Source organism: Streptomonospora arabica, assembly GCF_039531585.1.
In the GTDB taxonomy this organism is placed as follows: Bacteria; Actinomycetota; Actinomycetes; order Streptosporangiales; family Streptosporangiaceae; genus Streptomonospora; species Streptomonospora halophila.
On record NZ_BAAAQI010000004.1, the window covers coordinates 378705 to 403439 of the forward strand.

Annotated in this window: 23 protein-coding genes and 1 pseudogene; 7 read left to right on the forward strand and 17 right to left on the reverse strand. The window is 74.6% G+C overall.

The features are described 5' to 3' along the window. The first annotated feature begins 50 nt into the window (after positions 1–50). Together ABD284_RS10080 and ABD284_RS10085 are read left to right on the forward strand one after the other, a co-directional pair. Positions 51–1529 (forward strand): DEAD/DEAH box helicase, encoded by a 1479-nt coding sequence (locus ABD284_RS10080; RefSeq protein ID WP_344142461.1) that lies wholly within the window; start codon positions 51–53, stop codon positions 1527–1529. A gap of 456 nt (positions 1530–1985) precedes the next feature. Next, positions 1986–2876 (forward strand): alpha/beta fold hydrolase, encoded by an 891-nt coding sequence (locus tag ABD284_RS10085; RefSeq protein WP_344142412.1) that lies wholly within the window; start codon positions 1986–1988, stop codon positions 2874–2876. Between the two features lie 245 nt (positions 2877–3121). Here ABD284_RS10085 and ABD284_RS10090 read toward each other — a convergent pair whose 3' ends face one another. From ABD284_RS10090 to ABD284_RS10105, 4 genes are all read right to left on the reverse strand, one after another. Next, positions 3122–4273 carry an MBL fold metallo-hydrolase gene (locus tag ABD284_RS10090; protein WP_344142413.1) on the reverse strand — a complete coding sequence of 384 codons (1152 nt, stop codon included), beginning with the start codon at positions 4271–4273 and terminating at the stop codon, positions 3122–3124. A 166-nt stretch (positions 4274–4439) separates the two neighbouring features. Next, positions 4440–5330, reverse strand: a complete 891-nt coding sequence (locus tag ABD284_RS10095) for a PHP domain-containing protein (RefSeq protein ID WP_344142414.1) — start codon at positions 5328–5330, stop codon at positions 4440–4442. A gap of 51 nt (positions 5331–5381) precedes the next feature. Next, entirely contained in the window at positions 5382–6038 is a 657-nt protein-coding gene (locus ABD284_RS10100) for a DUF6758 family protein (RefSeq protein ID WP_344142416.1), read from the reverse strand. A gap of 166 nt (positions 6039–6204) precedes the next feature. Beyond that, complete coding sequence (locus tag ABD284_RS10105; protein ID WP_344142417.1) at positions 6205–7560, reverse strand: CPBP family intramembrane glutamic endopeptidase; 1356 nt, start codon at positions 7558–7560, stop codon at positions 6205–6207. A gap of 406 nt (positions 7561–7966) precedes the next feature. Here ABD284_RS10105 and ABD284_RS10110 point away from each other — a divergent pair, with 406 nt between their 5' ends. Together ABD284_RS10110 and ABD284_RS10115 are read left to right on the forward strand one after the other, a co-directional pair. Continuing rightward, a complete protein-coding gene (locus tag ABD284_RS10110; protein ID WP_344142418.1) occupies positions 7967–9112 on the forward strand; it encodes an Mrp/NBP35 family ATP-binding protein in 1146 nt (381 codons plus the stop codon). A 260-nt stretch (positions 9113–9372) separates the two neighbouring features. After that, positions 9373–9846 (forward strand): nucleoside deaminase, encoded by a 474-nt coding sequence (locus ABD284_RS10115; RefSeq protein WP_344142419.1) that lies wholly within the window; start codon positions 9373–9375, stop codon positions 9844–9846. Between the two features lie 311 nt (positions 9847–10157). On the opposite strand, the pseudogene ABD284_RS25770 reads toward ABD284_RS10115, so the two are convergent. From ABD284_RS25770 to sigE, 7 genes and pseudogenes are all read right to left on the reverse strand, one after another. After that, positions 10158–10313: pseudogene (locus tag ABD284_RS25770) on the reverse strand (IS982 family transposase); the annotation flags it as partial. 28 nt (positions 10314–10341) lie between these two features. Continuing rightward, positions 10342–10728: a VOC family protein gene (locus ABD284_RS10120; protein WP_344142421.1), complete on the reverse strand. Its 387-nt coding sequence runs from the start codon at positions 10726–10728 to the stop codon at positions 10342–10344. A gap of 10 nt (positions 10729–10738) precedes the next feature. Further along, positions 10739–11539, reverse strand: a complete 801-nt coding sequence (locus tag ABD284_RS10125; protein WP_344142422.1) for a helix-turn-helix domain-containing protein — start codon at positions 11537–11539, stop codon at positions 10739–10741. Positions 11540–11598: 59 nt separating this feature from the next. Next, positions 11599–13317, reverse strand: coding sequence for a S1C family serine protease (locus ABD284_RS10130; protein ID WP_344142424.1), 1719 nt, complete (start codon positions 13315–13317; stop codon positions 11599–11601). A 177-nt stretch (positions 13318–13494) separates the two neighbouring features. Then, on the reverse strand, positions 13495–14598 hold the full coding sequence (locus ABD284_RS10135) for a sigma-E factor regulatory protein RseB domain-containing protein (protein ID WP_344142425.1): 1104 nt from the start codon (positions 14596–14598) through the stop codon (positions 13495–13497). Next, positions 14595–15269, reverse strand: coding sequence for an anti-sigma factor family protein (locus ABD284_RS10140; RefSeq protein ID WP_344142427.1), 675 nt, complete (start codon positions 15267–15269; stop codon positions 14595–14597). Before ABD284_RS10140 ends, ABD284_RS10135 begins: the two co-directional genes overlap by 4 nt. Before the next feature lie 2 nt (positions 15270–15271). Next, positions 15272–15883 carry an RNA polymerase sigma factor SigE gene (sigE, locus tag ABD284_RS10145; RefSeq protein WP_344142428.1) on the reverse strand — a complete coding sequence of 204 codons (612 nt, stop codon included), beginning with the start codon at positions 15881–15883 and terminating at the stop codon, positions 15272–15274. Positions 15884–16291: 408 nt separating this feature from the next. Here sigE and ABD284_RS10150 point away from each other — a divergent pair, with 408 nt between their 5' ends. Continuing rightward, positions 16292–16915 carry an O-methyltransferase gene (locus ABD284_RS10150; protein ID WP_344142463.1) on the forward strand — a complete coding sequence of 208 codons (624 nt, stop codon included), beginning with the start codon at positions 16292–16294 and terminating at the stop codon, positions 16913–16915. A 29-nt stretch (positions 16916–16944) separates the two neighbouring features. Here the strand turns inward: ABD284_RS10150 and ABD284_RS10155 are convergent, their stop codons facing one another. Together ABD284_RS10155 and ABD284_RS10160 are read right to left on the reverse strand one after the other, a co-directional pair. Beyond that, on the reverse strand, positions 16945–18483 hold the full coding sequence (locus ABD284_RS10155; RefSeq protein ID WP_344142430.1) for a leucyl aminopeptidase: 1539 nt from the start codon (positions 18481–18483) through the stop codon (positions 16945–16947). 109 nt (positions 18484–18592) lie between these two features. Further along, entirely contained in the window at positions 18593–18760 is a 168-nt protein-coding gene (locus tag ABD284_RS10160) for a DUF3117 domain-containing protein (RefSeq protein WP_084722758.1), read from the reverse strand. Positions 18761–19178: 418 nt separating this feature from the next. Here ABD284_RS10160 and ABD284_RS10165 point away from each other — a divergent pair, with 418 nt between their 5' ends. Next, a complete protein-coding gene (locus tag ABD284_RS10165; RefSeq protein WP_386699608.1) occupies positions 19179–19895 on the forward strand; it encodes an enoyl-CoA hydratase-related protein in 717 nt (238 codons plus the stop codon). A gap of 39 nt (positions 19896–19934) precedes the next feature. Here ABD284_RS10165 and ABD284_RS10170 read toward each other — a convergent pair whose 3' ends face one another. The 4 genes from ABD284_RS10170 to ABD284_RS25775 all read right to left on the reverse strand — a co-directional run bounded on the left by ABD284_RS10170 (position 19935) and on the right by ABD284_RS25775 (position 24083). Further along, positions 19935–21755: a serine/threonine-protein kinase gene (locus tag ABD284_RS10170; protein ID WP_344142432.1), complete on the reverse strand. Its 1821-nt coding sequence runs from the start codon at positions 21753–21755 to the stop codon at positions 19935–19937. 60 nt (positions 21756–21815) lie between these two features. Continuing rightward, on the reverse strand, positions 21816–22397 hold the full coding sequence (locus tag ABD284_RS10175) for a hypothetical protein (RefSeq protein ID WP_344142433.1): 582 nt from the start codon (positions 22395–22397) through the stop codon (positions 21816–21818). 400 nt (positions 22398–22797) lie between these two features. Then, positions 22798–23394 carry a DNA-3-methyladenine glycosylase I gene (locus ABD284_RS10180; RefSeq protein ID WP_344142434.1) on the reverse strand — a complete coding sequence of 199 codons (597 nt, stop codon included), beginning with the start codon at positions 23392–23394 and terminating at the stop codon, positions 22798–22800. Beyond that, positions 23391–24083 carry a hypothetical protein gene (locus tag ABD284_RS25775; protein WP_386699460.1) on the reverse strand — a complete coding sequence of 231 codons (693 nt, stop codon included), beginning with the start codon at positions 24081–24083 and terminating at the stop codon, positions 23391–23393. The genes ABD284_RS10180 and ABD284_RS25775 overlap by 4 nt, the downstream gene beginning before the upstream one ends. 152 nt (positions 24084–24235) lie before the next feature. On the opposite strand from ABD284_RS25775, the gene ABD284_RS10190 reads away from it, so the two are divergent. Next, positions 24236–24586, forward strand: coding sequence for a hypothetical protein (locus tag ABD284_RS10190; RefSeq protein ID WP_344142435.1), 351 nt, complete (start codon positions 24236–24238; stop codon positions 24584–24586). The last annotated feature ends 149 nt before the right edge of the window (positions 24587–24735 follow it).

The window sequence follows — 24735 nt, forward strand, 5'->3', positions numbered from 1 at the left end:
GCGGACTCGGAGTCGAACCCGAGATCGCGGACGCACTCGAAGCGGAAGGCATCGTCGAGCCCTTCCCCATCCAGACCCTAGCCCTCCCGCTCGCGCTAGCGAGCTCCGACATCATCGGCCAGGCCCGCACCGGCACCGGCAAGACCTTCGCCTTCGGACTCCCGCTGCTTCAGCGCGTCAAGGAGACGCCGGGTTCGTCCAAGAAGCCGCGCGCCCTGGTGGTGGTGCCGACCCGCGAACTGGCCATACAGGTCGCGGCCGACCTCGGCACCGCCGGCAAGCGCACCGGCGGGAGGATCCTGACCGTCTACGGCGGCCGCGCCTACGAGCCGCAGATCGACGGCCTCAAGGACGGCATCGACATCGTCGTGGGCACTCCGGGGCGCCTGCTCGACCTGGAGAACCAGAAGCACCTGAGCCTTCGGGACGTATCGGCGGTCGTGCTGGACGAGGCCGACAAGATGCTCGACCTCGGGTTCCTGCCCGACATCAAGAAGATCCTCAGCAAGATCCCCGACGAGCGCCAGGTCATGCTGTTCTCGGCCACCATGCCGAGTGAGATCGTCTCCCTGTCACGCAACTACCTGCGGCGTCCCACCCACGTGCGGGCCGGCGACGACGACGAGCCGGGCCAGGCGCGCATCCTGGACATCTCCCAGCACGTCTTCCGCACCCACCCGATGGACAAGCCCGAGATGCTCGGGCGCCTGCTCCAGGCCGAGAGCCGCGGGCTGACGATGGTCTTCTGCCAGACCAAGCGGGCCTGCGACAAGGTCGCCGCCGACTTGAAGGACCGCGGGTTCGCGGCCGCCGCCGTGCACGGCGACCTCGGCCAGAGCCAGCGCGAACGCGCACTGCGGGCCTTCCGCGCCGGCAAGATCGACGTGCTGGTGGCCACCGACGTCGCCGCACGCGGTCTGGACGTCGACGACGTCACCCACGTGGTCAACTACGAGTGCCCCGAGGACGAGAAGACCTACACGCACCGGATCGGCCGCACCGGCCGCGCCGGGCGCTCGGGCACCGCCGTGACCTTCATCAGCTGGCAGGAGGTCGCACGCTGGAAGCTGATCAACACGGCTCTCGACCTGCCGCACACCGACCCGCTCGAGACCTACTCCACCTCGCCGCACTTCTTCGAGGAGATGGGCATCCCGGAGGGCACGAAGGGCCGCCTGGCCGCCGACCGGCGTGAGCGCGCCGGCCTGGAGGCCGAGGAGGTCGAGGACATCGGCGACACCGGGCGGCACCGCACCGAACGCGGCGGCAAGGACGGGCGCGAGGAGCGCGGAAGCAAGGGCGGCGAGCGGCGCGGCCGCTCACGCAACCGGCGGCGCACCCGCAGCTCGGGCGGAGCACCCGCGAGCGCCTCCGGCGACACCGGCAAGGCCGCCGAAGGCGGTTCCGGCGCCGGTGCCAAGCCCGAGCCCGACGGCGCTTCGGGCGGCGAGTCCCCGGCTCCCCGCCGGCGGCGGCGCCGGCGCACCCGCAGCGGAGTGGAGCAGCCCGGCAACGACCAGGCGCAGTAACCGCCGCACCCGCGTTCCACGCGGCACAGGAGGCCGGAGCCGCCGACCGGGCGGCATCCGGCGAAGCACGGCACCGGTCGCGGGCGCAAGGCCGCGACCGGGCACGAGGGAGCGGTCCGCCGACGGGGCCCGCGCCGGTTCCAGCGCGCACCGGCCCCGTCCCCCGGCGCCCCCGTACCGTTCGGACAGCGCCCCGCGCGCCTCCGCGCGGCGCAAGCCCGTCCCCGCCGCTCCGGCGCCGCCCGCCCCGGCGGCAGCGTCCCCGAACGGCGCCCCGTCCCGGGTGCCCGCCCCGGTCCCGCACCGCGCCGGGGCTTCCCACCGCTCCCGGACCCCCCATCGCGACTCCCCTCCCGCGACCGGCCGCCACCCCGCGGCGGCGATTCGCACCACACGCTCGTCAGGCGCGTTCCGTCCGCATCTGCGGTCGCACAGTGGCGCATATAGTGAGCCGACGTGAGTACTCCTCGTTTCCTGGGCCTCCCGCCCGGCGTCCGGAACACCACCGTCCGCACCCCCATGGGCAACGTCGCGGCTTTGCAGGCCACGCCGTCGGCCGGCGGTTGCGAACGGCAGCCGGCGCTGCTCGTCCCCGGCTACACCGGCAGCAAAGAGGACTTCATCGCGCTGCTGCAGACGCTGGCGGCCGCGGGGCGCTCGGTGACGGCGGTCGACCTGCCCGGGCAGTACGAGTCCCCCGGCTTGGTCGACCCCGGGGAGTACACCCGCATCGGCCTGGGCGCGATCGTCGGCGAGGTCGCGCTGACCCTGGACGACGGCCCCGTCCACCTGCTCGGCCACTCCTTCGGCGGGCTGGTGGCCCGCGAGACCGTCATCTCGGCCGCGGTTCCGCTGCTGTCCTTCACGCTGATGAGCTCCGGCCCCTCGGCGATCGGCGGGGCCCGCGCCGTCGACGCCCGGCGGCTCGCGGACGCCATCGGCCGGGCGCGTACGCGCGAGCGCCTGGAGGAGATCTGGGCCGAGCACCTGGACGCCCCGACCCGCGCGAGCGGCGTCTCCCCCGAGATCCACGCCTTCCTGCGCGAACGCATGGTCGCCAACCACCCCGACGCGCTGGTGCACATGGCCGAGGAACTGCTCAACGCGACCGACCGCACCCCGGAACTCGCCCGGTCGGCGCTGCCGGTGCTGGTGCTCTACGGCGAGAACGACGACGCCTGGCCGCCCGAGGCGCAGTCGGCGATGGCCGGGCACCTGGGCGCCGAGCGGGTGGTCATCCCGGGCGCGGCCCACTCGCCCAACGTCGAGGCGCCCGAGACCACGGCCGAGGCCCTGACGGCGTTCTGGAACCAGGTCGAGTCCAAGGACCGCAGCGGCACCGCGTAGACCGGCGAGCAGGCCACCGTCCGGGCCGCCGCGGCGGGTTCGGACACGAACTCGCCCGCACGGGCCCGGGTGCAGGCCGCTCCCGGACATCTGCCGGACGCGCGTCGGGCAGAGCCGAGACGGCGGCAGCGGGGCGCGGGTGGTCTCCGCTCGCGGCCCCGCGCGTTCCGGACGCCCGCGAGCCCGCCGGAGGCGGGACCGCGCACGGCGCCGGTCGGACGCCGCGGCCCGCACCCCGGCGGGGATCAGTTCGTGGAGACCCAGGTGTCGAAGTTGTCCGACTCCGCGCCCACGGACGTCTCGGCGCCGCTGTCGGGCAGGACGCGGGTGTCGGGCGGCAGCGTCAGGATCATCTCGCCGATGGAGTGCAGCTGCTGGGTGTAGTCGATGTAGCCGCCGGCGACGGTGCCGACCTCGCCCTTGCGCAGCGAGTCGCCGGTGAAGACGACGCCCTTTTCGGCGACGTAGTAGGCGACGCTTCCGACGGAGGTGCCCGGGATCGGCAGGATGTCGACCTCGATGTCGCCGGCCTTCAGCGAGCCGCCGCCCTCGACCTCCAGGTCGGGGCGGTGCTCGGCGCCGTGCAGGCGCCGCCAGGGCCGCAGCTCGCGCCGGTGCAGGGCGATCGGCGCCTCGTCGCGCTCGGCGACCTCGATGGCGGCCGCGATGTGGGTGTTGTAGCCGTTGGTGCAGGCCACCAGGTACACCTCGCGGTCGCCCACGGCCTCCATGATCGCCTCGGCGTCGTGCGCCGGGTCGATCACCACGACGCCCTCGTCGTCGGCGTCGACGATCCAGGTGTTGCTGACGACGTCGACCTCCTGGTCCTCGGCCTTGAGCACGCCGATGGTGCGGACGCGCTGCACACCCTCCTCGTCGCGCTCGGACACGCCGGCGGTCTCGGGCTCGTCCTCGTCGGCGAACAGCGGCTTCCCGCCCGCGACGACCGGGGCGGCGTCGTCGGCCTCCTCGCGGTCGCCGTCCTCGTCGGAGGCGTCCTCGTCCTCGTCCTCCGCGGCGTCCGCCTTCGGGTCCGTCGCGCCCGTGTCCTCGTCGGACTCTCCGGCCTTCGTCGACGCTTGCGCGGAGCCCTTCCCCGCGGGAGCGTTCTCGGCGTCCTCGTCCGCCGCCGCCTCGCCGCCCCCGGAGTCCTCGGACTCGGTGCCCGCGGCCCCGCCGTCCGGCTTCGCGGCGGCGTCCCTCTTCGTCGCCCCGCCGGACTTCGCAGCCGTGTCCGGCTTGCCGGCCGCGGCGTCCGCCGTCGACGGCTCCGCGCTCTCGGCGGCGGCGTCGTCGGCGGTCCCCTCGGTGTCGGCGCCCTTGGTGGCCACCGACGCCGCACCGGGCTCCCCGGCCTCCTCGCCGTCCTTCTTCTTGCCCTTCCGCTTCCAGAACACGGTGCCGACCCTTCGCTGTCCGTCTCGAACACTTGACTAACGGGACCATTGTCACCGCCACGCGGGCCACATCGGTACCCGCACCAGACGGCCGCCGATTATCCCATTCGGCGGCTAAACCGCCTATAAGACTTCTCAGCGCGGCGTTCGCGCCGCGCGGACCGCCTCATTCGGCGGTGATGGGAGCGGCTCCGGTCGCCGGTCGAATCAGGCGAGCGTACTCCTCGGGGGCGGTTTCGCGGCAACCGAGGCGGTGGCCCGTCAGCTCGCCGTGGTCGTCGCTGGAACCGGTGACGGCCAGCTCCAACCGCTTCGCCACACCCCGCCAGAACGCGGCCTCCTCCTCGTCGTGCGCGGGGTGGTCGGCCTCGATTCCGCCGAGCCCGGCCTCGGCCATCTGCTCGACCAGCGCCAGGGGGACCGCGCCGTCGGGGGTCGCCTCACCGCGGGCCGGGTGGGCGACGGCGCACACCCCGCCGGCGGCGCGCACCAGCTCGACCGCCCTCAGCGCGTCGAGCGCGTAGCGCGCCACGTAGCCGGGGCGGCCGAACCCGATCCAGGTGTCGAAGGCTTCGGGCACGTCGGCGGCGGCACCGGCCTCCACGATCGCCCGGGCGATGTGGGGGCGCCCGATGACGCTCTCGCCGGCGGCTCCCGCCGGCCCGTCACCCCCGGCGGGCACGCCCGCCAGCTCGCACACACGCTCCCAGCCGACAGCCACACCCGCGTTCCGCAACCGCTCGACCATGGAGCGGGCCCGGATGGCGCGGTCGTCGCGGATGCGCCGCAGTTCGGCCGCCAGTTCGGGGTGGGCGGGGTCGAGGAGGTAGGCGAGCAGGTGCACGCCGGCGCCCTCGTGCAGGCAGGACAGCTCCATGCCCGGGACCAGGGTGAACCCCGCAGGCAGGGCGGCCGCGGCGGCGGCGATGCCGGAGACGGTGTCGTGGTCGGTCAGGGCGAGGACGTCCAGACCGGCCTCCGCCGCGCGCCGGACGACCTCGGCGGGGGGCTCGGTGCCGTCGGACACCGAGCTGTGGGCGTGCAAGTCGATGCGCATCCGCCGATCATTCCACGCCTGCGCGCGACTCCGGCCGCCCGGCGCGACCGCCTAGGCGACGGGCTTCAGCGCGGAGGCGAGGAAGGGCGAGGGAGCGCCGAAAGGGGGCTCCAGCGCGGCCCCGCCGTCGTGGCGGTCGCGCAGGTCGCGCAGGTCGGTCAACTCGGCGATGAGCACGGCGGCGTCGGCGGGGCTGAAGACGACCCACAGCCAGTCGGCCATGGCCTCGCCCGCATAGGCCGCGCGCCCGCTGCCGGTGTCGACGCTCCACAGCGCGATGTCGTGGCCGTCGTAGCGGACCTTGGCGTCGGGCGGCCCGGAGCCGAACCCGGTGCCGGGATCGGGGCCGTCGAGCCCGGCCAGGCGGGCGCCGACGCCGATTCCGGGATCTTCGGCCACCAGCGCCAGCTCGCCGACGCCGCCCAGCGGAGCGGGCCCGGAGAGCGCGACTGCGGCCCCGAGCGCGCCGCTGCGCTCGTCGCCGGCGTCGGCGAAGCCGGTGACGAGCCATCCCGCGGGAAGCGGCCACGGCAGCCAGACCGGCACCTGGGTGAAGTCGAGCAGGACCTCCAGGGAGGCGCTGCCGGGTGCCCGCACGGGGTTCAGCGGGGCGACGGGGCCGTGGGCGTCACACTGCCACGCACTCGACCACAGTCCCGGCGGGTGGACGGCGCGTCCGCAACGGGGGCACGACGGATCCGACTTCATGACTGCCGGGAGGATACCCGTGCCCACAGTGGGGAAACGCGGTCGGGGGGACGCTGCGGCACCCGCGTTGCCCGTGTCGCCACAGGTGGGGGCGCGACGCCCGCTGCCCCGCGCGGCGCCCGTGGTGCGGCCGTTCGCCGCGCCGGGCGCACCGGGGCGCAGTCCGCTATCCGCCGGAGCCCGGCGCCGTCCACGGCGATCCGCCGCCCGGGCCGCCGGAGGGACCCTGGGGATACCCCGACCGCCACTGCGCGGGGCCCGGTACCCGGTCGGCCTGGCGCTCCCAGCCGGGGTGCGCGGGCTGCTCAAGCTGCCACGGCGCGGAGGGGGGCTGAGCGCCCCACTCGGGAAGCGCGGCAGAGGCACCGGCGGTGTTCCGGTCGCCCTCGTCGTCGGCGACGGACCGGCGCACGCCCAGCCGCCGGGCCAGCCACACCACCGCGGCGCAGTAGAGGGCGACCTCGATCGAGGTGCTGAGGACGCCCTGCCAGGAGCCGCCGCCGGTGGCCACCTGGTCGAGGGTGCCCTCGTAGGCGCTGATGGAGAACGCGGTCAGATTGTGCAGGACGTGCAGCCCCAAGGCGGCTTCGAGGCCGCCGGTGAACCAGGTCAGCCAGGCCATGGCGAGGCCGAACACGGCGACGTCGGCCAGTCCCCAGCCGGAGTAGTCGTGCAGCAGGGTGAAGACGGTGCCGCTGAGCAGGATCGCCAGGAACGGCGTCCGCAGGAACCAGGAGATGTGGCTCGCCCCGCGCCGCTCGCCGGCTCCGGCGCCGATCGAGCCCACCGCCTGCATCAGGAAGCCGCGCAGCGCGATCTCCTCGGCCGAGGCCTGGAAGGGCACCAGCAGCACGATCAGCACGAGGGCCCAGACGAAACCGGGACCGCCCGCGTACTCGCCGATGAAGGGCGTGCCCGGCGAGGTGATCCGGTGGAGGCCGAACAGGACGGCGAAGGAGATCACCAGCGCGGGCACCGCCGGCGCCAGGCAGCACAGCAGCCAGCGCCACCGCATCCGTCCGGCCACCGAGAACAGGGTGCCCACCGGCCGCCGCTGCACCGTCCAGGCGGCGGCGAAGACGATGGGCGCCATCGTGGCGACGACGACCAGTTGCAGCACCAGGTTGGCCAGCGGCGAGCGGAAGACGTCGTCACCGGTGCCCTGGATGCCGGCGACCACGGCGACCACCACCGCGGCGGTGGCCATGATGAGCTGCACGACCACGATCGCCAGCACCGCGGCGAGGACGGCCAGCGGCGGCATCCACCAGCGGTGGCGGCGGGTGCGTGCGAGTCGGTGGTAGGGGGCCCCGGCGGGCGGCGGGACGGTCCCCGAGGGGCCGCGGCGCGGCTGAGCCGGCGGCGGCCACGCCCAAGCGGAGGAGGTGTGCAGCTCGTCCCGGCTCGCCGCCGGCGGCCAGGCCCAGACCTGCTCATGCTGGTGCGCCGACCCGTCCGGGCCGATGGGCCCCTGCGGTTCAGACGACCAGGACGAGCCGGGTGGCGGCGGCGAGTTTCTCATCGTTTGCCGAGATTACCCTCCGAGGTTGTATTGGCCGTGTTAAGAACGCACAGGCACCACCCGACTACCGCATCCGACCTGGGCGGACTCCGGTCCCGGCGCTCGCCCCCGCCCCGCCCGCGCGGCACCGGCCGCCCGGTACGGGCCCCGCCGGCGCCGGGCGCACTCCGCGGAGCAGGCCGGGGGCGCTGCCGGCGCCGCGCCGAGAGGGCGGTTACCGGCCGGTACTCCAGTCCCGAAGCTGGTGAGTTATGTCACATCCGAGGCGCGCGCTGCACCGCACACCCCTCCGCACGGGCGCGATCCCCTCCCGGCGCGCGGCGGCGGCCGCCCGTCCGGGGGCGGCCGCGGAATCGGGCTGCGCAGGGAGTCGGGGTCTCCGGACCTTCTTGCATACCATGGGGACATGTCCTCCACACCCACCACCGAGCTGGTGAACGCGGCTCTGGCGACCGTCCAGGACCCCGAGATCCACCGCCCCATCACCGATCTCGACATGGTCAAGAGCGTCGAGGTCGCCGACGGCGGTGTCGTACACGTCGGCATCTACCTCACGGTGGCCGGTTGTCCCATGAAGGGGCGGATCGAGAGCGACGTCACCAGCGCCGTATCCAAGGTCGAGGGCGTCACCCGGGTGACCGTCGAGCTCGACGTCATGAGCGACGAACAGCGCAAGGCCCTGCAGACCAAGCTGCGGGGCGGGCAGGCGGAGAAGGAGATCCCCTTCGCCAAGCCCAACTCGCTGACGAAGGTCTATGCGGTCGCCTCAGGCAAGGGCGGCGTGGGCAAGTCGTCGGTGACCGTGAACCTCGCGGCGGCGATGGCCGACCTCGGGCACAAGGTCGGCGTGGTCGACGCCGACATCTACGGCCACTCGGTGCCGCGGATGCTCGGTGTCTCCGGCCACCCCACCAAGGTCGAGGACATGATCATGCCGCCGACCGCACACAACATCAAGGTCATCTCGGTCGGCATGTTCACCCAGGGCAACCAGCCCGTGGTGTGGCGCGGCCCGATGCTGCACCGCGCGCTGCAGCAGTTCCTCGCCGACGTCTTCTGGGGCGACTTGGACATCCTGCTGATGGACCTGCCCCCGGGGACCGGCGACATCGCCATCTCGGTGGCCCAGCTGCTGCCCGGCGCCGAGATCCTCGTCGTCACCACGCCGCAGCAGGCCGCGGCCGAGGTCGCCGAGCGGGCCGGGGCCATCTCCGCCCAGACCCACCAGCGCGTCGCGGGCGTCATCGAGAACATGTCCTACTTCGTCGCGCCCGGCACCGAGGAGCGCACCCGCCTCTTCGGCGAGGGCGGCGGCCGGAGCGTCGCCGACGGCCTGACCAAGGCCCTCGGCGCCGAGGTGCCGCTTCTGGGCGAGGTCCCGCTGGACATGCGCCTGCGCGAGGGCGGCGACGCCGGCCAGCCGCTCGTGCTCAGCGAGCCCAACACCGAGGTCTCGCGGCTCCTGCGCGGGATCGCCGAGGACCTCGTCGGCAAGCCGCGCGGGCTGTCAGGCATGCAGCTCGGCGTCACGCCCATCGGGGGCGGCCGGTAGCTCCGCGGACCGCTCCACCGACCCCGCCGGGGGCCGCCGTCGCCGACGGCGGCCCCCGGCTTTGCTGTCGGCCGGTCTCTTTTCAAGCGGCGCGTACGCCCACAGGACGCGCGGGCGCCCACAGGACGCGCGGGCGCCCACAGGACGCGCGGGCGCGCTCCGCCCGCGCCCCGGCGCCCGCCGGTAGCATCGGAGGCCGCCGCGGCCCGCCGACCGGGCGGAGCCGCCGCGCCGCCGACACCGACGCTCCGGAGGTCCCGTTGCCCGAGCCCGCGGACACCGTCCGCTTCCGGCAGTGGCTCGCCGTCGCCGCCGAGGAGGCGCGCGCCGGGCTCGACGAGGGCGGCGTCCCCATCGGCGCCGCGCTGATCGGCCGCGACGGCGCGGTCCTGGGCCGCGGCCGCAACCGCCGGGTGCAGGACGGCGACCCGTCGGCGCACGCCGAGACCGCGGCGTTCCGCGCCGCGGGACGCCAGCGCGGCTACACCGGCACGACCATGGTCACCACGCTCTCGCCCTGCTGGTTCTGCAGCGGCCTGGTGCGCCAGTTCGGGATCTCGCGCGTGGTCGTCGGCGAGTCGCGCACGTTCACCGGCGGACACGGCTGGCTGGCCGAGCACGGCGTGGCCGTCACGGTGCTCGACGACCCCGACTGCGCGGCCATGATGGCGGAGTTCGTCCGCGACCGCCCCGACCTGTGGAACGAGGACATCGGCGCGGCCACCGACGGCTAGCTGTACGCGGTCATGGCGTCGGTGGAAGGCGGCTCATCAGTGTGGGCGCATCGGCGCGATACGCCGGGTTCGGAGGCGTCACTGGCCACCGGGCGTCCCCGGTGGCGGACGCGCTGGACGATGAGCCTTCGCCCGCAGGCGGTCAGGCGCGCGCCGGCGTGGGCCGCGACGACCTCCAGTGGTGTGCGGACGGCCGCCTCAACACCACTGGAGGTCGTCGTTGTGGACCAACGGACAACGCCGATGTGTCATCAACCCGATGGCCGAGCACGGCGGGATCGTTGCTGGAAGTTGTCGGGCGCCCGGGATCGATGGTCATAAGCGATCAGGGACCGCTTGACCGGGGCGCCGATCAGCCGGTTGTGCCGGATCGCCGCGCTGAGCGCGCAGATGCGCCGGCACACCCGCGCCCACAGGCCCTCGGTGGTGCGGGCGGCGTGGCGTTCCAGCCCGAGCCGGCTCTTCAGCCCCAGGCATATCGGCCGCGGTTCCCCTTCAGCGAAGGTCGCCGCTGATCACCCACAGGTGTCCGAACGGGTCTCTGACCCTGCCCTGGCGCCTGCCGTAGGGGCGGTTCTCGACCGGGATCACCGATTCGGCCCCCAGCCGCACCATCCGGTCCGCGGTCGAGTCCGGATCGGGCACCTCGGCCATGATGAGGACGGGCGAGCCGCCCGTCGAGCGGGGATCGTTCCACCCCCACTCCTCGACGCTCTGCGCCACGGCGAAGGCGGCGGACCCGAGGGTGATCTCGGCGTGGTTCACCACGTCGCGCTCATCGGCCGCCCGGAAGGCAAGCGTGGCGCCCAGCGCTTCGGTGTAGAAGCCGATCGCCGCATCGGCGTCGGATACGAGCAGCTTGGGACGGATCTCTGTGGTCATGTTCCGATGATCACGGCGAGGGGCGGCGCCAGCCTTGTAGATTCCGGCCCTCCTCGGCCAGCCATGCGGACGGTGTCGTGTGCATGAGATCCCGGAAGTCGCGCACCAGGTGGCTCTGGTCGTGGTAGCCGCTCTCGGCCGCCACCTGGGCCCAGGAGCCGGCTCCGTCGGCGGCCCGATCGACGGCGGCCGACAGGCGAGCGACGCGCGACGCGAGCTTCGGGCCGATCCCGAGCGCGGTGCGCATCACGTGCCGCAGGTGGCGCGGGCTCAGGTGCGCGCGCCGAGCCAGGTCGTCCACGGGCACCCGCCCGGCACCGGCCCCGATGATCTTCAGCGGTTCGAGGGCGTCTCGGGAAACGGCGCGCCGGTCGGTCCGCTCCAGCCGCTCCAGGAGCCGGACCCGCATGAGCCGCTCCCGCTGCCCGGCCGTGCGGCCCGCCAGCTCCTCGCTCAGCCGGCGCAGCCACGGCAGGAGGGTGTCGGCGCCGACCCCGCCGGCGTCCACTTCGCCGAGCGGCACCCCGGTCAGGCGATGCATGGCCAGAGGGGACAGCTCCACGTACACCGTCGGCTGGTGCGGCCGGAGGACCAGGGACGGGGTCGCCTTCCCGGGCCGCATCAGCCCCGCGACGACCGCCTGCATGCTGCTGGTGTGTCCGTCGTAGCGGATTTCGACGGGGGCGCCCAGGCTGAGGACCAGTCGGGTGGACAGCGCAGGCAGGGCTCTGTGCAGGCGCGGGGGGCCGGTGTGCTCACCCGCGGCGACCACACCGATACCGGCCTCGCGGCACGCGTGACCCAGCTCCACCCCTGCATTCTCGCATCGCCCGGCCGGCCGGGGCCGGACGGGCGGGGGCGGGACGGTCGTCAGTCCGTGGTCGAGCCCAGGGTGATGTCGGTGGTGCGGCGCTCGCCGTCGCGCTCGTAGACGATCTCCACCCGGTCGCCGGCCTCGTACTCGCCGATGAGGCGGACCAGCGTGTCCGCGTCGGAGATGTCCCGCCCGTCGAACCGGATGACGACGTCGCCTTCGCGCAGGCCCGCCTCGTCGGCCGGGCCGCCGGGCTCGACCGCCGAGACGCCGCTCTGCCCGTCGGGGACGGCGATGCGCGCGCCCTGGTCGTAGCTCTCGTCGAGCAGCACGCCAATCTCGGCGCCGCCCTGCGAACCGGAGCCGCCCCCGCCCGCACCGCTGATGATGTCGTCGACGACGCCCTCGACCTCCGCCGAGGGGATCGCGAAGCCGAGTCCGATGCTGCCGCCCTGGCCGCCCTGCGCCCCGCCGCCGCCGAGGGTGGCGATCGCGGTGTTGACGCCGATCACCCGGCCCTGGGCGTCGACCAGCGGTCCGCCGGAATTGCCCGGGTTGATGGCGGCGTCGGTCTGCAGGGCGCTGATGGCGGTCCCGCCGCCGGAGGAGCCCTCTCCCAGGTTCACGGGGCGGTCGACCGCGCTGATGATGCCGGAGGTGACGGTGCCCGCCAGCCCCAGCGGCGCCCCGATCGCGATGACCTCGTCCCCGACCGTCACCTTCTCGGAGTCGCCGAACTCCAGCGGCTGGACGTCCATGGGGTCTTCCAGGTCCAGCACGGCCAGGTCGGACTCGGGCCGGGTGCCGACGATGCTCGCGCCGCTGGTCTGGCCGTCGCTGTAGACGACCTCCATGTCGCCGCCCTGCAGCGCCGAGGCCACGTGGTTGTTGGTGACGACGTGGTCGTTCTCGATGACGAAGCCCGAGCCGTTCCCGCTCAGCGATGTGCCGCCGTCCTGGATGGAGACCACGCTGGGGCTGACGCGCTGAGCGACGCCCGCGACGGTGTCGGGGGCCCGGCTCGGGGCGTCGGAGGGCAGGTCGGTGTTGAGCCGGGGCGAGGACTCGCCGGGCGAGGGAGCGGCGGTCTGCACACCCAGCGAACCGCCGAGGGCGCCGCCGACACCCGCCGATCCGACCGCCACCACCGCGACGACGATCAGCACCGCCCACAGCGGCATGCCGCGCCGCTGCTTCGGCGGCCGGGGCGGCGGGAAGCCGGGCGCGGGGAAGGGCCCGGCACCCCCCGGGTCGCCCGGTCCGCCCGGTCCGCCGGGTGCACCGGGCGGCGGGGCTCCGGGACCGCCCATGCCGGGGGCGCCGCCCTGCTGCGCGTAATGGGGGGCTCCCGGCGCCTGGCCGCCCGCGCCCTGGATCGGCCACTGGCCGGTTCCGGCCACGGGGGCGCCCGGGTGCTGAGGGGGGCGGGCCGCCCACGCACCCGCCGGCGGCGGCCCCTGGGGAGGCTGCCACTGCTGCGCATAGGGGGAGTCGGGTGCCGCGCCCGCGCCCGCATCGGGCGGCGGGCCGGCGGGCCCGCCGGCCCAGGGGTCGGCCGGCTGCTGCGGCGGTGCGGGCGGCTCGGCCTGCTGCTCACCGGTCCCGGCGTCGGCGGGCTGCTGCGGCGGAGCCGGCAGTTCGGGCTGCTGCTCAGCGGCGGGCGCGTCCGCGGGGGGCTGTGCGGCCTCCGGTCGCCCCTCCGCCGGGGACTGCGGGTGCGACCAGGTCTGGTCGGGCCCGCCGTCGGGGGAACGGGGTCCGGTTTCGTCGGTCATCCAACTCTCCGTCTGTCGCCGCCGCCCCAATGGTGGAGCAGTCCGCATAAACCGGCTGTTAGGTCCGCTGCCGGGCATCGCCACCGGCGGACCCTATGCCCGCCGGTGGGGGTTTCGCAGCGATTGGCAGCATGAGTCCGCCCATGACGGACCTTTCTGGACCCTACTGGCCGCGCTTCACTCGGTCACAGTCGCGGAGAGGTGGCCGAACCCCCGCAGGACCCGCGCCCAGAAGAGGAGCGGCTCCGCGTCGGGGAAGCCGTCGGCCGCCGCGTCGAGCAGACCCCGCGGCGCCTGGCCCATGGCCGTGTAGACGAAGCCGTCGGCGTCCCAAATCCGCTGCTGCCCGGTGCCGGACCCGCCGGCGCCGTCCCCTTTTACGACCTTCGGGGCACCCTCGCCGGTTCCTTCGGATCCGCCGGGAAGGCGTCCGCGCTGGGCGAACACCGAGACGACCGAAAGCCCGTCGGAGTAGGCCAGGTGGACCACGCGGCCGCCTTCGGCCGGCTTGGTCCAGGCCCGGACGAGGAGCAGGTTCCAGGACGGCCGCTCGGGAATGTGCCAGCCGCGCTCGCGCAGGTCCGCCAGCTCACCGTCGGAGAGGTCCTCGGACCACGGCTGCGCCCGCGCCGCCTTCGCGGCCAGCGGTTCGGGATCGCCGTCCACGCGCACCTCGACGAACTCGAAGGCGTGCACGAGAGCGCCGGAGTGGTCGCGGGTCTCCCGGCGCAGCGGCAGTCCCGTGGACCGGTCGATCCACATCCGCCCGGCGACGGTGCCGTCGGTCCGGCGCGCCTCCACCACGGTCGCCGGGCGCCCGCACATCCGACCCGTTCCGGAGCGGGTCACCCGGTAGTTGGCGGCCAGCTGGTCCAGCAGCTCGTCGTCGGCCTTCGTCAGCGGCGGGGTCTCGCCGACCACCACCTCGCGGTCGGGGCGCGCTCCGCCGGAGTAGCGGTAGCCGGTCGCCTCGCCGGCCCGGTGCACGACGTCCACCAACCGGGAGTCGCCTCCCGCGTTCACGAGCTGCACGCCCTCGAAGGAGACCGATCGGGCCGAGTCGGACGCCCGGCGCAGCAGTGCCATGCCGTCGTCCTCGCCAGCGGCCGGCACGTCGTCGGCCCGGGCGGTGGCCGACCCCGGCAGCAGCACCAGGACGACCAGCGACAGGGACAGCAGGACGAGCGGGACCCTGACGGGCGGGCCGGAGTGCTGTGCCGCCCTCGCGGGCGGCGGGAGGCGGGAGGGCGCGCCGCCGTTCGACGGCCCCGCGCCCCTCACCGCGGTTCGGACGCCGGTGCGGAGGCCTTCGCCACCGCACCGGTCTCCGGGGCGCTGCTTTCGGGTTCGGGCACGGTGGCCTGGCGCGAGGTCACCGCGTGCTCGATGGCGTAGTCGTCGACGTTGGGGATGACGACCGGGGCGTCCTCGACGTCGCCGCCGACGACGAAGGCCGTCCCGAGCGCGACCGCCAGAACCGAGACCCCGGCGACCGCGTAGCGCGTGCGCTCCCAGCGCGGGCGCAGCACCGAGAGCGGGCGCTGCGGGCGCGGGCGGCGGGGGCGCGCCGGAGCTGGGGCCGGGGCCGGCGCCTCCTCGGCCACGGCAAGGGCGGTGTCGCCGCCGAAGGCGCGGGGCAGCCCGCCGCCGATCGGTCGGCTGGAGCCCAGCGGCGGCATGGAGCCGAACCCGCCGGCGCCGCCCATGGGCGGCTGCGGGCCCTGTCCCGGCGGCTGCCCCGGCGGACCGCTCATCGCCGACAGGCGTCCCAGGAAGTCGGTGGAGGGCTCAGGGGAGTCGAGGCCGTGCAGGCGGCGCTTGAGGCCCCGCAGCATCTCGGCCTCGAACCGGCAGTTCTCGCAGGAGGCCAGGTGCCGCAGGACGCGGTCGCGCTCGGAGTGGCCGAGCTCGCCGTCGACCAGAGCGGACAGGCGCTCTTCCATGTGGTCCATGTTCACTCCACCTCCCCGATACTCGATTCGGCGCCCTGCGCACCGAGCGGGGACTCTTGAGCGGCCAGCCGCCGCCGGTGCTCCAGCGCCTTGCGCAGCTGGGCGCGTCCGCGGTGGATCCGGCTGCGCACGGTGCCGAGCTTGACACCCAGAGTCGCGGCGATCTCCTCATAGGACAGGCCTTCGATGTCGCACAGCACGACCGGCGCGCGGAACTCCGCGGGCAGGTCGTCGAGCGCGGCCTGGATGTCGGCGTCGAAGTGCCGGTCGTCGAACGACTGGGCGGGCGAAGGCTCGCGGCCCTGGAGGCGGTCGTCGGCGTTGTCGGAGAACCCCTCGAACCTGATGCGCTGCTTGCGCCGCGCGGTGTCGAGGAAGAGGTTGGTGGTGATCCGGTGCAGCCAGCCCTCGAAGGTGCCGGGGGTGTAGCTGGACAGCGACCGGAAGACGCGGATGAACACCTCCTGGGTGAGGTCCTCGGCGTCGTGCTTGTTTCCGGTGAGGCGGTAGGCCAGCCGGTAGACCCGGGCCGAATGGTTGCGCACGACCTCATCCCAGCTCGGCGGCTCCCACGGCTCGAAGTCCACGGCAGCGTCGGAGTCTGCCACCGCCACTCCCTTCGGATCGCGTGCCCTCGCAGCGGCGGCGAACCGCCTCTGCGACGTCAGACCGGTCGTGCTGGGGCCACCACCGGGCAGTCGGATTGTCGAATCGTCCCTACCCAGTTTGCAACGCCGCCACAGGGCGAATAAGTTCCCGGGGCCGCGAACACGCCGCGCACGCCCCTGGCAGGCTAGTCTGTGCCCTGGACCCGGTGGCGGGTGAGCACATCGGCACGCTGAGTGAGCCCGGGTGCGCCCGGCGCGTTCCGCGGTCCGCGCAAGCCGGCGCACGCCGCGTCCGCCATCCGGCCGAACCAGGTCCCGCGACGGGGCCGCCCGGCTCGGGCACCCAGGAAAGTCACACGCGGGGAGGCCGCCATCGCCAGCCGAGACGACACACTGGCCCACACACTGGCCCACATCGAGCAGTACGCCGTCGAGGACGCCACGCTGTCCTCGGCGCGCGAGACCGGGCAGCGGGCCGAGTCATCGCCGATCAGCGCCTCCGGCGGGGCTGCGCTGCGCTTCCTGGCCGCCTCGATCGGCGCCCGGGCCGTGGTCGAGGTGGGCACCGGGTGCGGCAGCTCCGGGATCTGGCTGCTCCGGGGCATGCGCGGGGAATCGGTGCTGACCAGCGTCGACATCGAGCCCGAGTACCAGGAGCTCGCGCGCGCGGCCTACCGCCGGGCCGGGTTTCCGGCCAACCGGGTGCGGCTGATTTTGGGGCGCGGCCTGCACGTGCTGCCGCGCCTGACCGACGGCGCCTACGACATGGTCTTCGTCGACGCCGAGCCCGCCTCCTACCCGGCGTACCTCGCCGAGGCGCTGCGGCTGCTGCGCGTCGGCGGGATTGTGGTGTTCAACAACGCCCTGGAGGCCGCCACCAGCTCCGACGGACCGCTGAGCGCGCCCGATGCGGGCACGGCGGCGGTGCGCGAGGTCGCCCGCCTGGTCCGCGACGACGAGCAGCTCATCCCGCTGCTGCTGCCGATCGGCGAGGGCCTCCTCGCGGCGATCCGCGAGGAGGCCCCTGCCGACAGCTGAGCGCCGGCCCCGCAGGAGGCGGCGCCGCGCTAGCCCGCGCCTCGGGCCGGGGCGACCGGCGGTTTCTCGCCCGACAGCCAGCGCAGCAGCAGCCGGGTGGAGAACCCGGTGCCGCCCTTGCTCAGTACGCCCTCGTCGCTCATTGAGCGCCCGGGACCGGCGATGTCCAGGTGCGCCCACGGCACGCCGCCGGTGAACTCGCGCAGGAAGAGCGCAGCCTCGGCGGCGCCCGGCCGCCCGTAGTCGCCGTTGCCGATGTTGGCCAGGTCGGCCACCCGGGAGTCCAGGCAGTCGCGGTACTCCTCGGTCAGCGGCAGCCGCCACACGGGCTCGCCGGATCGCTCCGCCGCCTCGCTCAGCGCGGCGGCGAGATCGTCGTCGCCGCTGAACAGGGCTCCCATACCGGTGCCGAGCGCCAGTTTCGCCGCGCCGGTGAGGGTGGCGACGTCGACGATGGCGTCCGGCTCCAGCTCGGCCACCGCGTAGCCGAGGGCGTCGGCCATGACCAGCCGACCCTCGGCGTCGGTGTTGAGCACCTCGACGGTGTGCCCGTCGTAGGTCGTGATCACGTCGCCGGGCCGCTGCGCCGAGCCCGAGAAGGAGTTCTCGGCGACGGCGAGCAGACCGGTGACGGCCACGCCGGAGCCCAGCCCGGCCAGCGCCGACATGACGCCGAGGACCACGGCGGCGCCGCTCATGTCGGTCTTCATCAGCTTCATGTTGTCGTTGGGCTTGAGGGAGAGCCCGCCGGTGTCGAAGGTGATCCCCTTGCCGACCAGGACGACGTGGCCGCCGGGGTTCTCGGGCCGGTAGTCCAGCCGCACCAGCCGCGGCGGCCGGTCCGAGCCGGCGCCCACGGCCAGGATCGAGCCGAAGCCGTCGCGGACGAGCGCACGCTCGTCCCAGATCCCGGCCGTCAGACCGGACTCCGCGGCGACCACTCCGGCACGCGCGGCCAGCCACGCCGGGTCCTTCTCGGCCGAGGGCGTGTTGATCAGGTCCCGGGCCATGCCGGTGGCCTGTGCCAGGGCCTTGCCGCGCTCGACCGCCGCTGCGGCGGAGCCGGAGTCGGCGCCGACCAGTTCGAGGGCCGCCACCGCCGCGGCGCCTGTGGCCGAGGAGGCCAGGGTGAAGCGGTAGGAGGCCAGCAGGACGCCTTCGACGAACGCCTCCACCCCTGCCGCACCGTTCTCGGCCGCCGCGTCCAGCAGCGCCACTGTGGTCGCCGCCGCTGTGTGGCCCCTGGCCGCGCGGGCCAGGGCGGCACCGGCGGCGCGCAGGTCGGCAGGGGCCGCCTCGCCGACGCCCAGCAGCACGACCCGCACGAGCCCAGCACCGAAGTCGGCGGGGAACTGCGCGATTTCACCCGGCTTCCCGGTCAGCTCGTAGTGCGCGACCAGGTCCGCGAGCGATGCGGGCAGCCGCGCGGCCAGTTCGGCCGGGTCGGGACCCGCGCCGACGGTGACGGCGGCCGGCGCCTCGCCGCGGACGACGGGGATGGCCACCAGATCGGCGGCCGAGTCGATGAGGGTGCCCGCAACTGGGCGGATCTCCGTAGCGATCGGCACGGATGCTCGCAATCGTGGGGTGGGGTCTCGGTAGAGCCGCGGCCCCGCGTCGCGGTGGCAGCGGCACGCTCGCGCGGCGGTCGGAGTCGCCGCCGGGCGGAGCGGCGGATCAGCCGACGACGCCGTCCAGGGCCTCCTTGAGCTCGGCGGCCTCGTCCGGCGTGAGCTCGACGACGAGTCGCCCGCCGCCCTCAAGCGGGACCCGCATGATGATGCCGCGGCCCTCCTTGGTGACCTCCATCGGACCATCACCGGTCCTCGGCTTCATCGCCGCCATGCCGTATCCCCTTTCATAGGAAGACTGCAGTGAATGGGCCGCTCGGGCGGAGATACCCCCTGCATCGGGGCGCCGGTCCGGTCGCGCCGCATCCGCGTGACTCAGGGAACGAATCACTGTTCTGCCATTATCTCGGTTTTGGGAACCGATTGGGAACGATCGGACAGTGCCGGGACCATCGGTCCCGAGGAATCCGAACAGTAAGGTTATAGCCGCAGCGCACTTTCGCGGTCGCGGGGACCGCGCCAGCAGCCGAACAGACCGGGAGATTGGCTTGTCCGAGTCAGACACTGCAGGCACCGCCGGCAATAACGCCGAAGCGGGCGACGGGAGATCCGGTGCGGACACCGGCGACTCCGCTGTCAGCTACGAGCTCGCCGACGGCGTCGCCACGATCCGGCTGAACCGGCCGAAGGCCATGAACTCGCTGACCGTGCAGACCAAGCAGGCCCTGCTGTCGGCGATCGAGCGCGCCAAGAACGACACCGGGGCCCGCGCGGTGCTGCTCACCGGCAGCGGCAAGGCGTTCTGCGCCGGACAGGACCTGCGGGAACACGCGGAGAACCTCAATGAGGGCCGCGGACTCAACGGTACCGTCCGCGACCACTACAACCCCATCGTCCTGGGCCTGGCGCGCATGCCCAAGCCGGTCGTCGCGGCGGTCAACGGCACGGCCGCGGGCGCGGGCGCCTCGCTGGCCTTCGCCTGCGACCTGCGCGTCGCGGCCGAGAGCGCGTCGTTCCTGATGGCCTTCGCCAATGTCGGGCTGGGCTCGGACTCGGGCGCCTCGTGGACACTGCCGCGCCTGGTCGGCCACGCCCGCGCGATGGAGATGCTGATGCTCGCCGAACCCGTCCCGGCCGCGCGCGCCCTGGACATCGGCCTGGTCAGCAAGCTGGTGCCGGACGACGAGCTGGAATCGGCCGCACGGGAGCTCGCGGTGCGCCTGGCCGAGGGGCCCACGGTCGCCTACGCCACCATCAAGGCCGAGCTGACGTTCGGCTCGGGGCTGGACCTGGCCAACGCCCTGGAGATGGAGGCCAGCCTGCAGGACCAGTGCGCCGAGACACACGACCACCTCACCGCCACCGTGGCCTTCTTGAAGAAGGAGAAGCCGGAGTTCGAGGGGCACTAGCCGCCTCCCGCCGCGGGTGCGCTCGCCGCCGCGGTCCCCTCAGGAGAGGATCACGGCGATGACGATCCCCACCAGGACCACGACCAGGAGCGACGCACCCGCGACGATGCCGACGATCACGCCGGCCCCGCTGCCGCCGGAGGGCTTGGCCGGCGCGGTCCCGGCGGGGCCGTACGGCTGCTGGCCACCGGTCTGCGGACCGGCGCCGACCGGCCCGTACGGCGCGGGCGCCTGCGGCCCTGAGACCGGACCGCCGGGGCCGCCGGGTCCCGGCGCGTAGGGGGTCTGGGGCCCGGACTGAGCGTGCGGCGGCGCGGCTCCGGCGGGACCGTAGGGCGACTGCGGGCCCGACGCGGGCCCCGAAGGCCGCTGCGGGGGCTGGGGCCCCGGACCCGGGGGAGCCTGTCCGCCGGTCGGTCCCGCCGCGGCTTGGGGAGCGTAGGGCGAGGGAGGCGGCGTCGCGGGCCCCGGACCGTAGGCCTGCTGCTGCCCCGGCGGCGGGCCGCCCGGCCCGCCGCCGGGTCCCGGCGCGAGCGGCGGCTGCGGGCCCGACGCGGGCGCGGAGTGACCGGGACCGAAGGGCTGCTGGCCGCCGGTCGGGGGCATCGGAGCAGGCCCGCCGCCCGGGTAGGGGCGCTGCGGCCCGGAGGACGCTCCATGCGGCGGCTGCGAGGCGGCTCCCGAACCGGGCGCCGACCAGTCGCCGGCGGGCGGGTTCGGCCGGGGCGCGCCGCCGGTCGGTCCAGCGGGCGGCGGGGGCGTCTGCGGGCCGCTCGGCGCCGCGGGCGGGGTCTGCGCCGCCGGGCCGTAGTGCGGTCCCGTCCCCGGCGGGGGCGCGGTGGGCGGGAACGAGCGGAAGACGCCCTCGTCGCCGCCCGGCTCTCCGGCGCCGTGCGGCAGGCTGTCGCGCAGTTCGGCGGCGGTGCGCTCACGCGCCTCGGGAGCGGCCGCCGCGACCGCCCCGGCCGCCAGGGTGTGAACGGGCAGCGCCCCCGCGTCGCCGGCCGGGGTTTCGGGCTCCTCCGGTGCCGCCGCCGCGGGGTCGGCCATGGCCACGCCGAGCACGCCCATCAGCGTCTCGGCCGCCGTGGGCCGCTCGGCGGGGTCCTTGGCCAGGCAGCGCGCGGCGATTTCGCGCAGCCGCCCGTCGAGCGCGCCCAACTCCGGCGGCTCGCTGGTGACGTTGTGCAGGACCTCGTGCAGCGAGTCCTGGCCGAACGGGCTCGACCCGTTGGCCGCGTAGACGATGGTCGAGCCCCAGGAGAACAGGTCGACCGCGGGTCCCAGCGCCTCGCCGGCGATCTGCTCGGGCGCCATGTAGGCGGGCGTCCCGGCGATCTGGCTGGTGAGGATGGCGGTGCCCTCCAGGGCGCGGGCGATGCCGAAGTCGATCACTCGCGGCCCGTCGGGGCCCATGAGCACGTTGCCCGGCTTGAAGTCGCGGTGCACGATCCCGGCCTGGTGGATGGCCGCCAGCGCCGTCAGCGTGCCCACCGCAAGCCGCTCCAGGGACGCGCCGCGCATCGGGCCGTCCCGCCGGACGATCTCGCGCAGGGTCGGCCCCTCGATGTACTCGCTGACGACGTACGGGGGGTCGGAGTCGACGTCGGCGGCCAGTACCTGGGCGGTGCAGAAGCGCGCGACCCGGCGGGCGGTCTCGATCTCCTCGCCGAGCTGCCGACGCAGCCCGGCGGCGTCGATGCCGTCGGAGTGCAGGGTCTTGACCGCCACGGGCGCGCCGTCGGAGTCGTCTTGGCCGAGGTATACGACACCCTGGCCGCCCTGCCCCAGGCGGGCGGTCAGCGCGTATCCGCCGATGCGCCTTGGATCGTCGTCTGTCAGGGGCTGGGTAGCGGTCATCTTCCCTCCACGGGCCGTGTTCCGCGCACAGCGGGCGCGCGGACCTCAGCGGCGCCCACCCTAACGGAGAGTCCCGGTGGAGGTCATCGGAGTACCGTCATGCGAGACGGCGGTCCAGCGGGCTTTGAGCGTACCTGCGGAGCCGCCGCTCTCCAGGACGAGCTCGGACTCGTCCACGCAGTTCTCCCCCGGGTCGTAGGTCTCGACGTAGTCGAACGAGAGGCGGTCGCCGGTGCGCTCGGTCAGGTCGAGGCTGCCGCGGCAGTCCAGGGTGTACCACTCCGAGACACCGCGCTCCTCGCCCTGCTCCAGCTTGACCTCGGCACCCCAGTCGACGACGTGCTCGCCCTGCTCGTCGACCTGGCTCATCTCGCCGCGCCAGGTCCCCGCGTAGGACTCCGGCACGGACGAGCCGTCGGCCGTCGCCGCGTCGCCGCGCTGCAGCGCCCACACCGCGGCGGTGCCGAGGCCCGTTCCGAGCAGGAGCACGGCCAGTACGCCGACGATGAGGCTCCTGCGACGCTTGGCGCTGTGGCGGGTGGAGCGCGGCGGCGGCCACAGCGACATCTGCCGGATCGGCGAGCCGCCGCTCTGCGGATCGGCGCCGTCGTCGTGGGAGGCGGAGCCGGGAGGGCCGCTCACCGCGGGCTCCAGGGCACGGCCCGCACGCGGGCTTTGGCTGTGATCATGGCGTTGACCTCCAAGGCGAACAGGCGCAGGTGTCCGCTCGCGGCTACAGCGACAGAGAATAAGCGACGCGTTCGGCCACCGTCGCCGACAAAAGGCGATGAGGCACACAGCAGATGAAATCCAGCCCCAAATCACCCATATCCGGCACGGAGACGAGGGGCCGTCGAGGGCCGGGGGCGGGCTGGATCGAACGGCGCGGCGAGCCGGTGCGAGGGCGGGACCGAACGGAGGAGCACGCGCCCGCCTCCGCCCCGCCGACCGCCCGGGGACAAGGCGGCGCCGGTTTCCGAGTGTGCAGCAGGAGCCTACAACGCGTCGGGCCGCGGCGCGGTTCCCGCGCGGGTCCGCCGTATCAGGCCGGGCGCGCCTTGCGGAACCGGCGGAAGCACCCGCCGAGGTGGTCGTCGACGACCCCCGCGGCCTGCATCGTCGCGTAGGCGGTGGTGGGACCGACGAACGTGAACCCGTGCCGCTTGAGCGCCTTGGCCAGCGCGGCGCTTTCGGGTGTGGAGGCCGGAACGTCGGTGACGCGGTCGGGCACCCGGTGGTCCTGCGGCGCGTGCTCCCACACGAGCGAGGCCAGTCCCGCGGGAAGGTCCAGCGCGGCCCGCGCGTTGCGGATCACCGCCTCGATCTTGGCGCGGCTGCGGATGATCCGCGCGTCGCCCAGCAGGCGCTCGACGTCGGCCTCGCCGTAGCGGGCCACGGTCGCGGGGACGAACCCGGCGAAGGACTCGCGCAGGGCGGGGCGCTTGCGCAGGACCGTCAGCCACGACAGACCGGCCTGGAAGCCTTCGAGGCAGATCCGCTCGAACATGGCGTCGTCGCCGGTGATCGCCACGCCCCACTCGGTGTCGTGGTAGTCGAGCAGCTCCTCGCCCGCGAGCGCCCAGTGGCAGCGGCGGAGGCCGTCGGGGCCGGGCCGCGCGGTCGCGTCGTCCGCCGTCATCGGGCGCTCTGGCGCTGTGCCCCGGTGGCCTCGGACCCGCGGTCGGAGGCCGTCGCGCCGGAGCCGTCCGCGGCCGCCGAGCCGCCCTCGGAGCCCTCGCGGTCGCCGGGGGGTCCGGGGTCGTCGCCGTCCTCACCCGCGCCGCCGGACTCGCCCGGCCCGCCCGCGCCCGGCCGGTCGCCGGAACCCGCGGCGCCGCTCGGCGACGCGCCGCCCCGGGCGTGGGCACCCGTGCGGACGGCCGCGGCGGCGCCGGTGTCGCCACCGGTGCGGTCGGGGGCCTCGGGCTCGCGCGGTGCGTCCCAGACCGAGCCGGAGCGCGGCCCGGAACCGGTCCCGGGGCCCGTCCCCGGGGCGGTCTCGGAAGCGGCGGTGTCCGGCGCGGGCCGCCCGGTCTCCTGAAGGCGCCGCTCCAGGTCGGCGATCCGGGCGTCGCGCTCGGAAAGCGCGCCCACCACGCGGCGCAGCACGTCGTCGACCGCGCGCACGTGGTAACCCCACAGCGACAGCGGCAGCAGCACCCGGCTCACGTCGGAACCGGACAGCGGGCGGTCGGCGGGGAGGTCCAACGGCGGGTGGTCGGCCTCGAAGCGCGCCAGCTCACCGCCCTTCCCCATGACCACGAACGCCACGCCGGCGAGTACCGCCACCGCAGCGAGGGCGATCAGGACGCTGATGATCGGAGACATTAGCCTCAATGGTGCCACAACCGCGAGGGCTCGGCGCCGTCGCCGCCGCGGCGACGCGCAGCGCACGGGCCGCTCCGCGGCCTCCTCCGGGCGCTCCGCCGACCGCGCGGGGCGGTGGCCCGACCAGCGCGGACCGACAGGAGGGACCGGCGATGGACACGGCGCCGGACGAGACACGCGGCGTCCGAGTGGTGGCGCCCGGCGCGGTCGTCGAGGGCGCCGAGGACCTCGGCTACCGGCCCGCCCCCGAGGACGTGCGGCGCCTCGCCGAACGCGGGCGCACGGTGCTGGTCCGCTGCACTCCCCCGCGGGGCTCCGGCGACTGGCCCGCGCCGGAGGCCGGTGCCGCGGCGGAGGAGGTGGCGCTGGCGTCGGTCTACGCGTGGCTGGGCGCCCGGGTCTTCGCCACCGGGCGGCCCGACGCGGTCCGCCAGGCGCTGGACCTGGTGGCGTCGGTACAGGGCCGCCGCCCGCCCGCGGTCGCCCGTCGCGGGCTGGCTTAGCGCGTGTTCGACGGGCCCGTCCCTAGATGAGTGAGTCCGAAGTCTGATCAGGTCGCGGACACAACGAAGGGTGTCGCAGAGTCTTGCTGTGACACGAGACCTGGACACCCTTCTGACCGCACTCTATGCCTTCCTCGACGACCACGTCG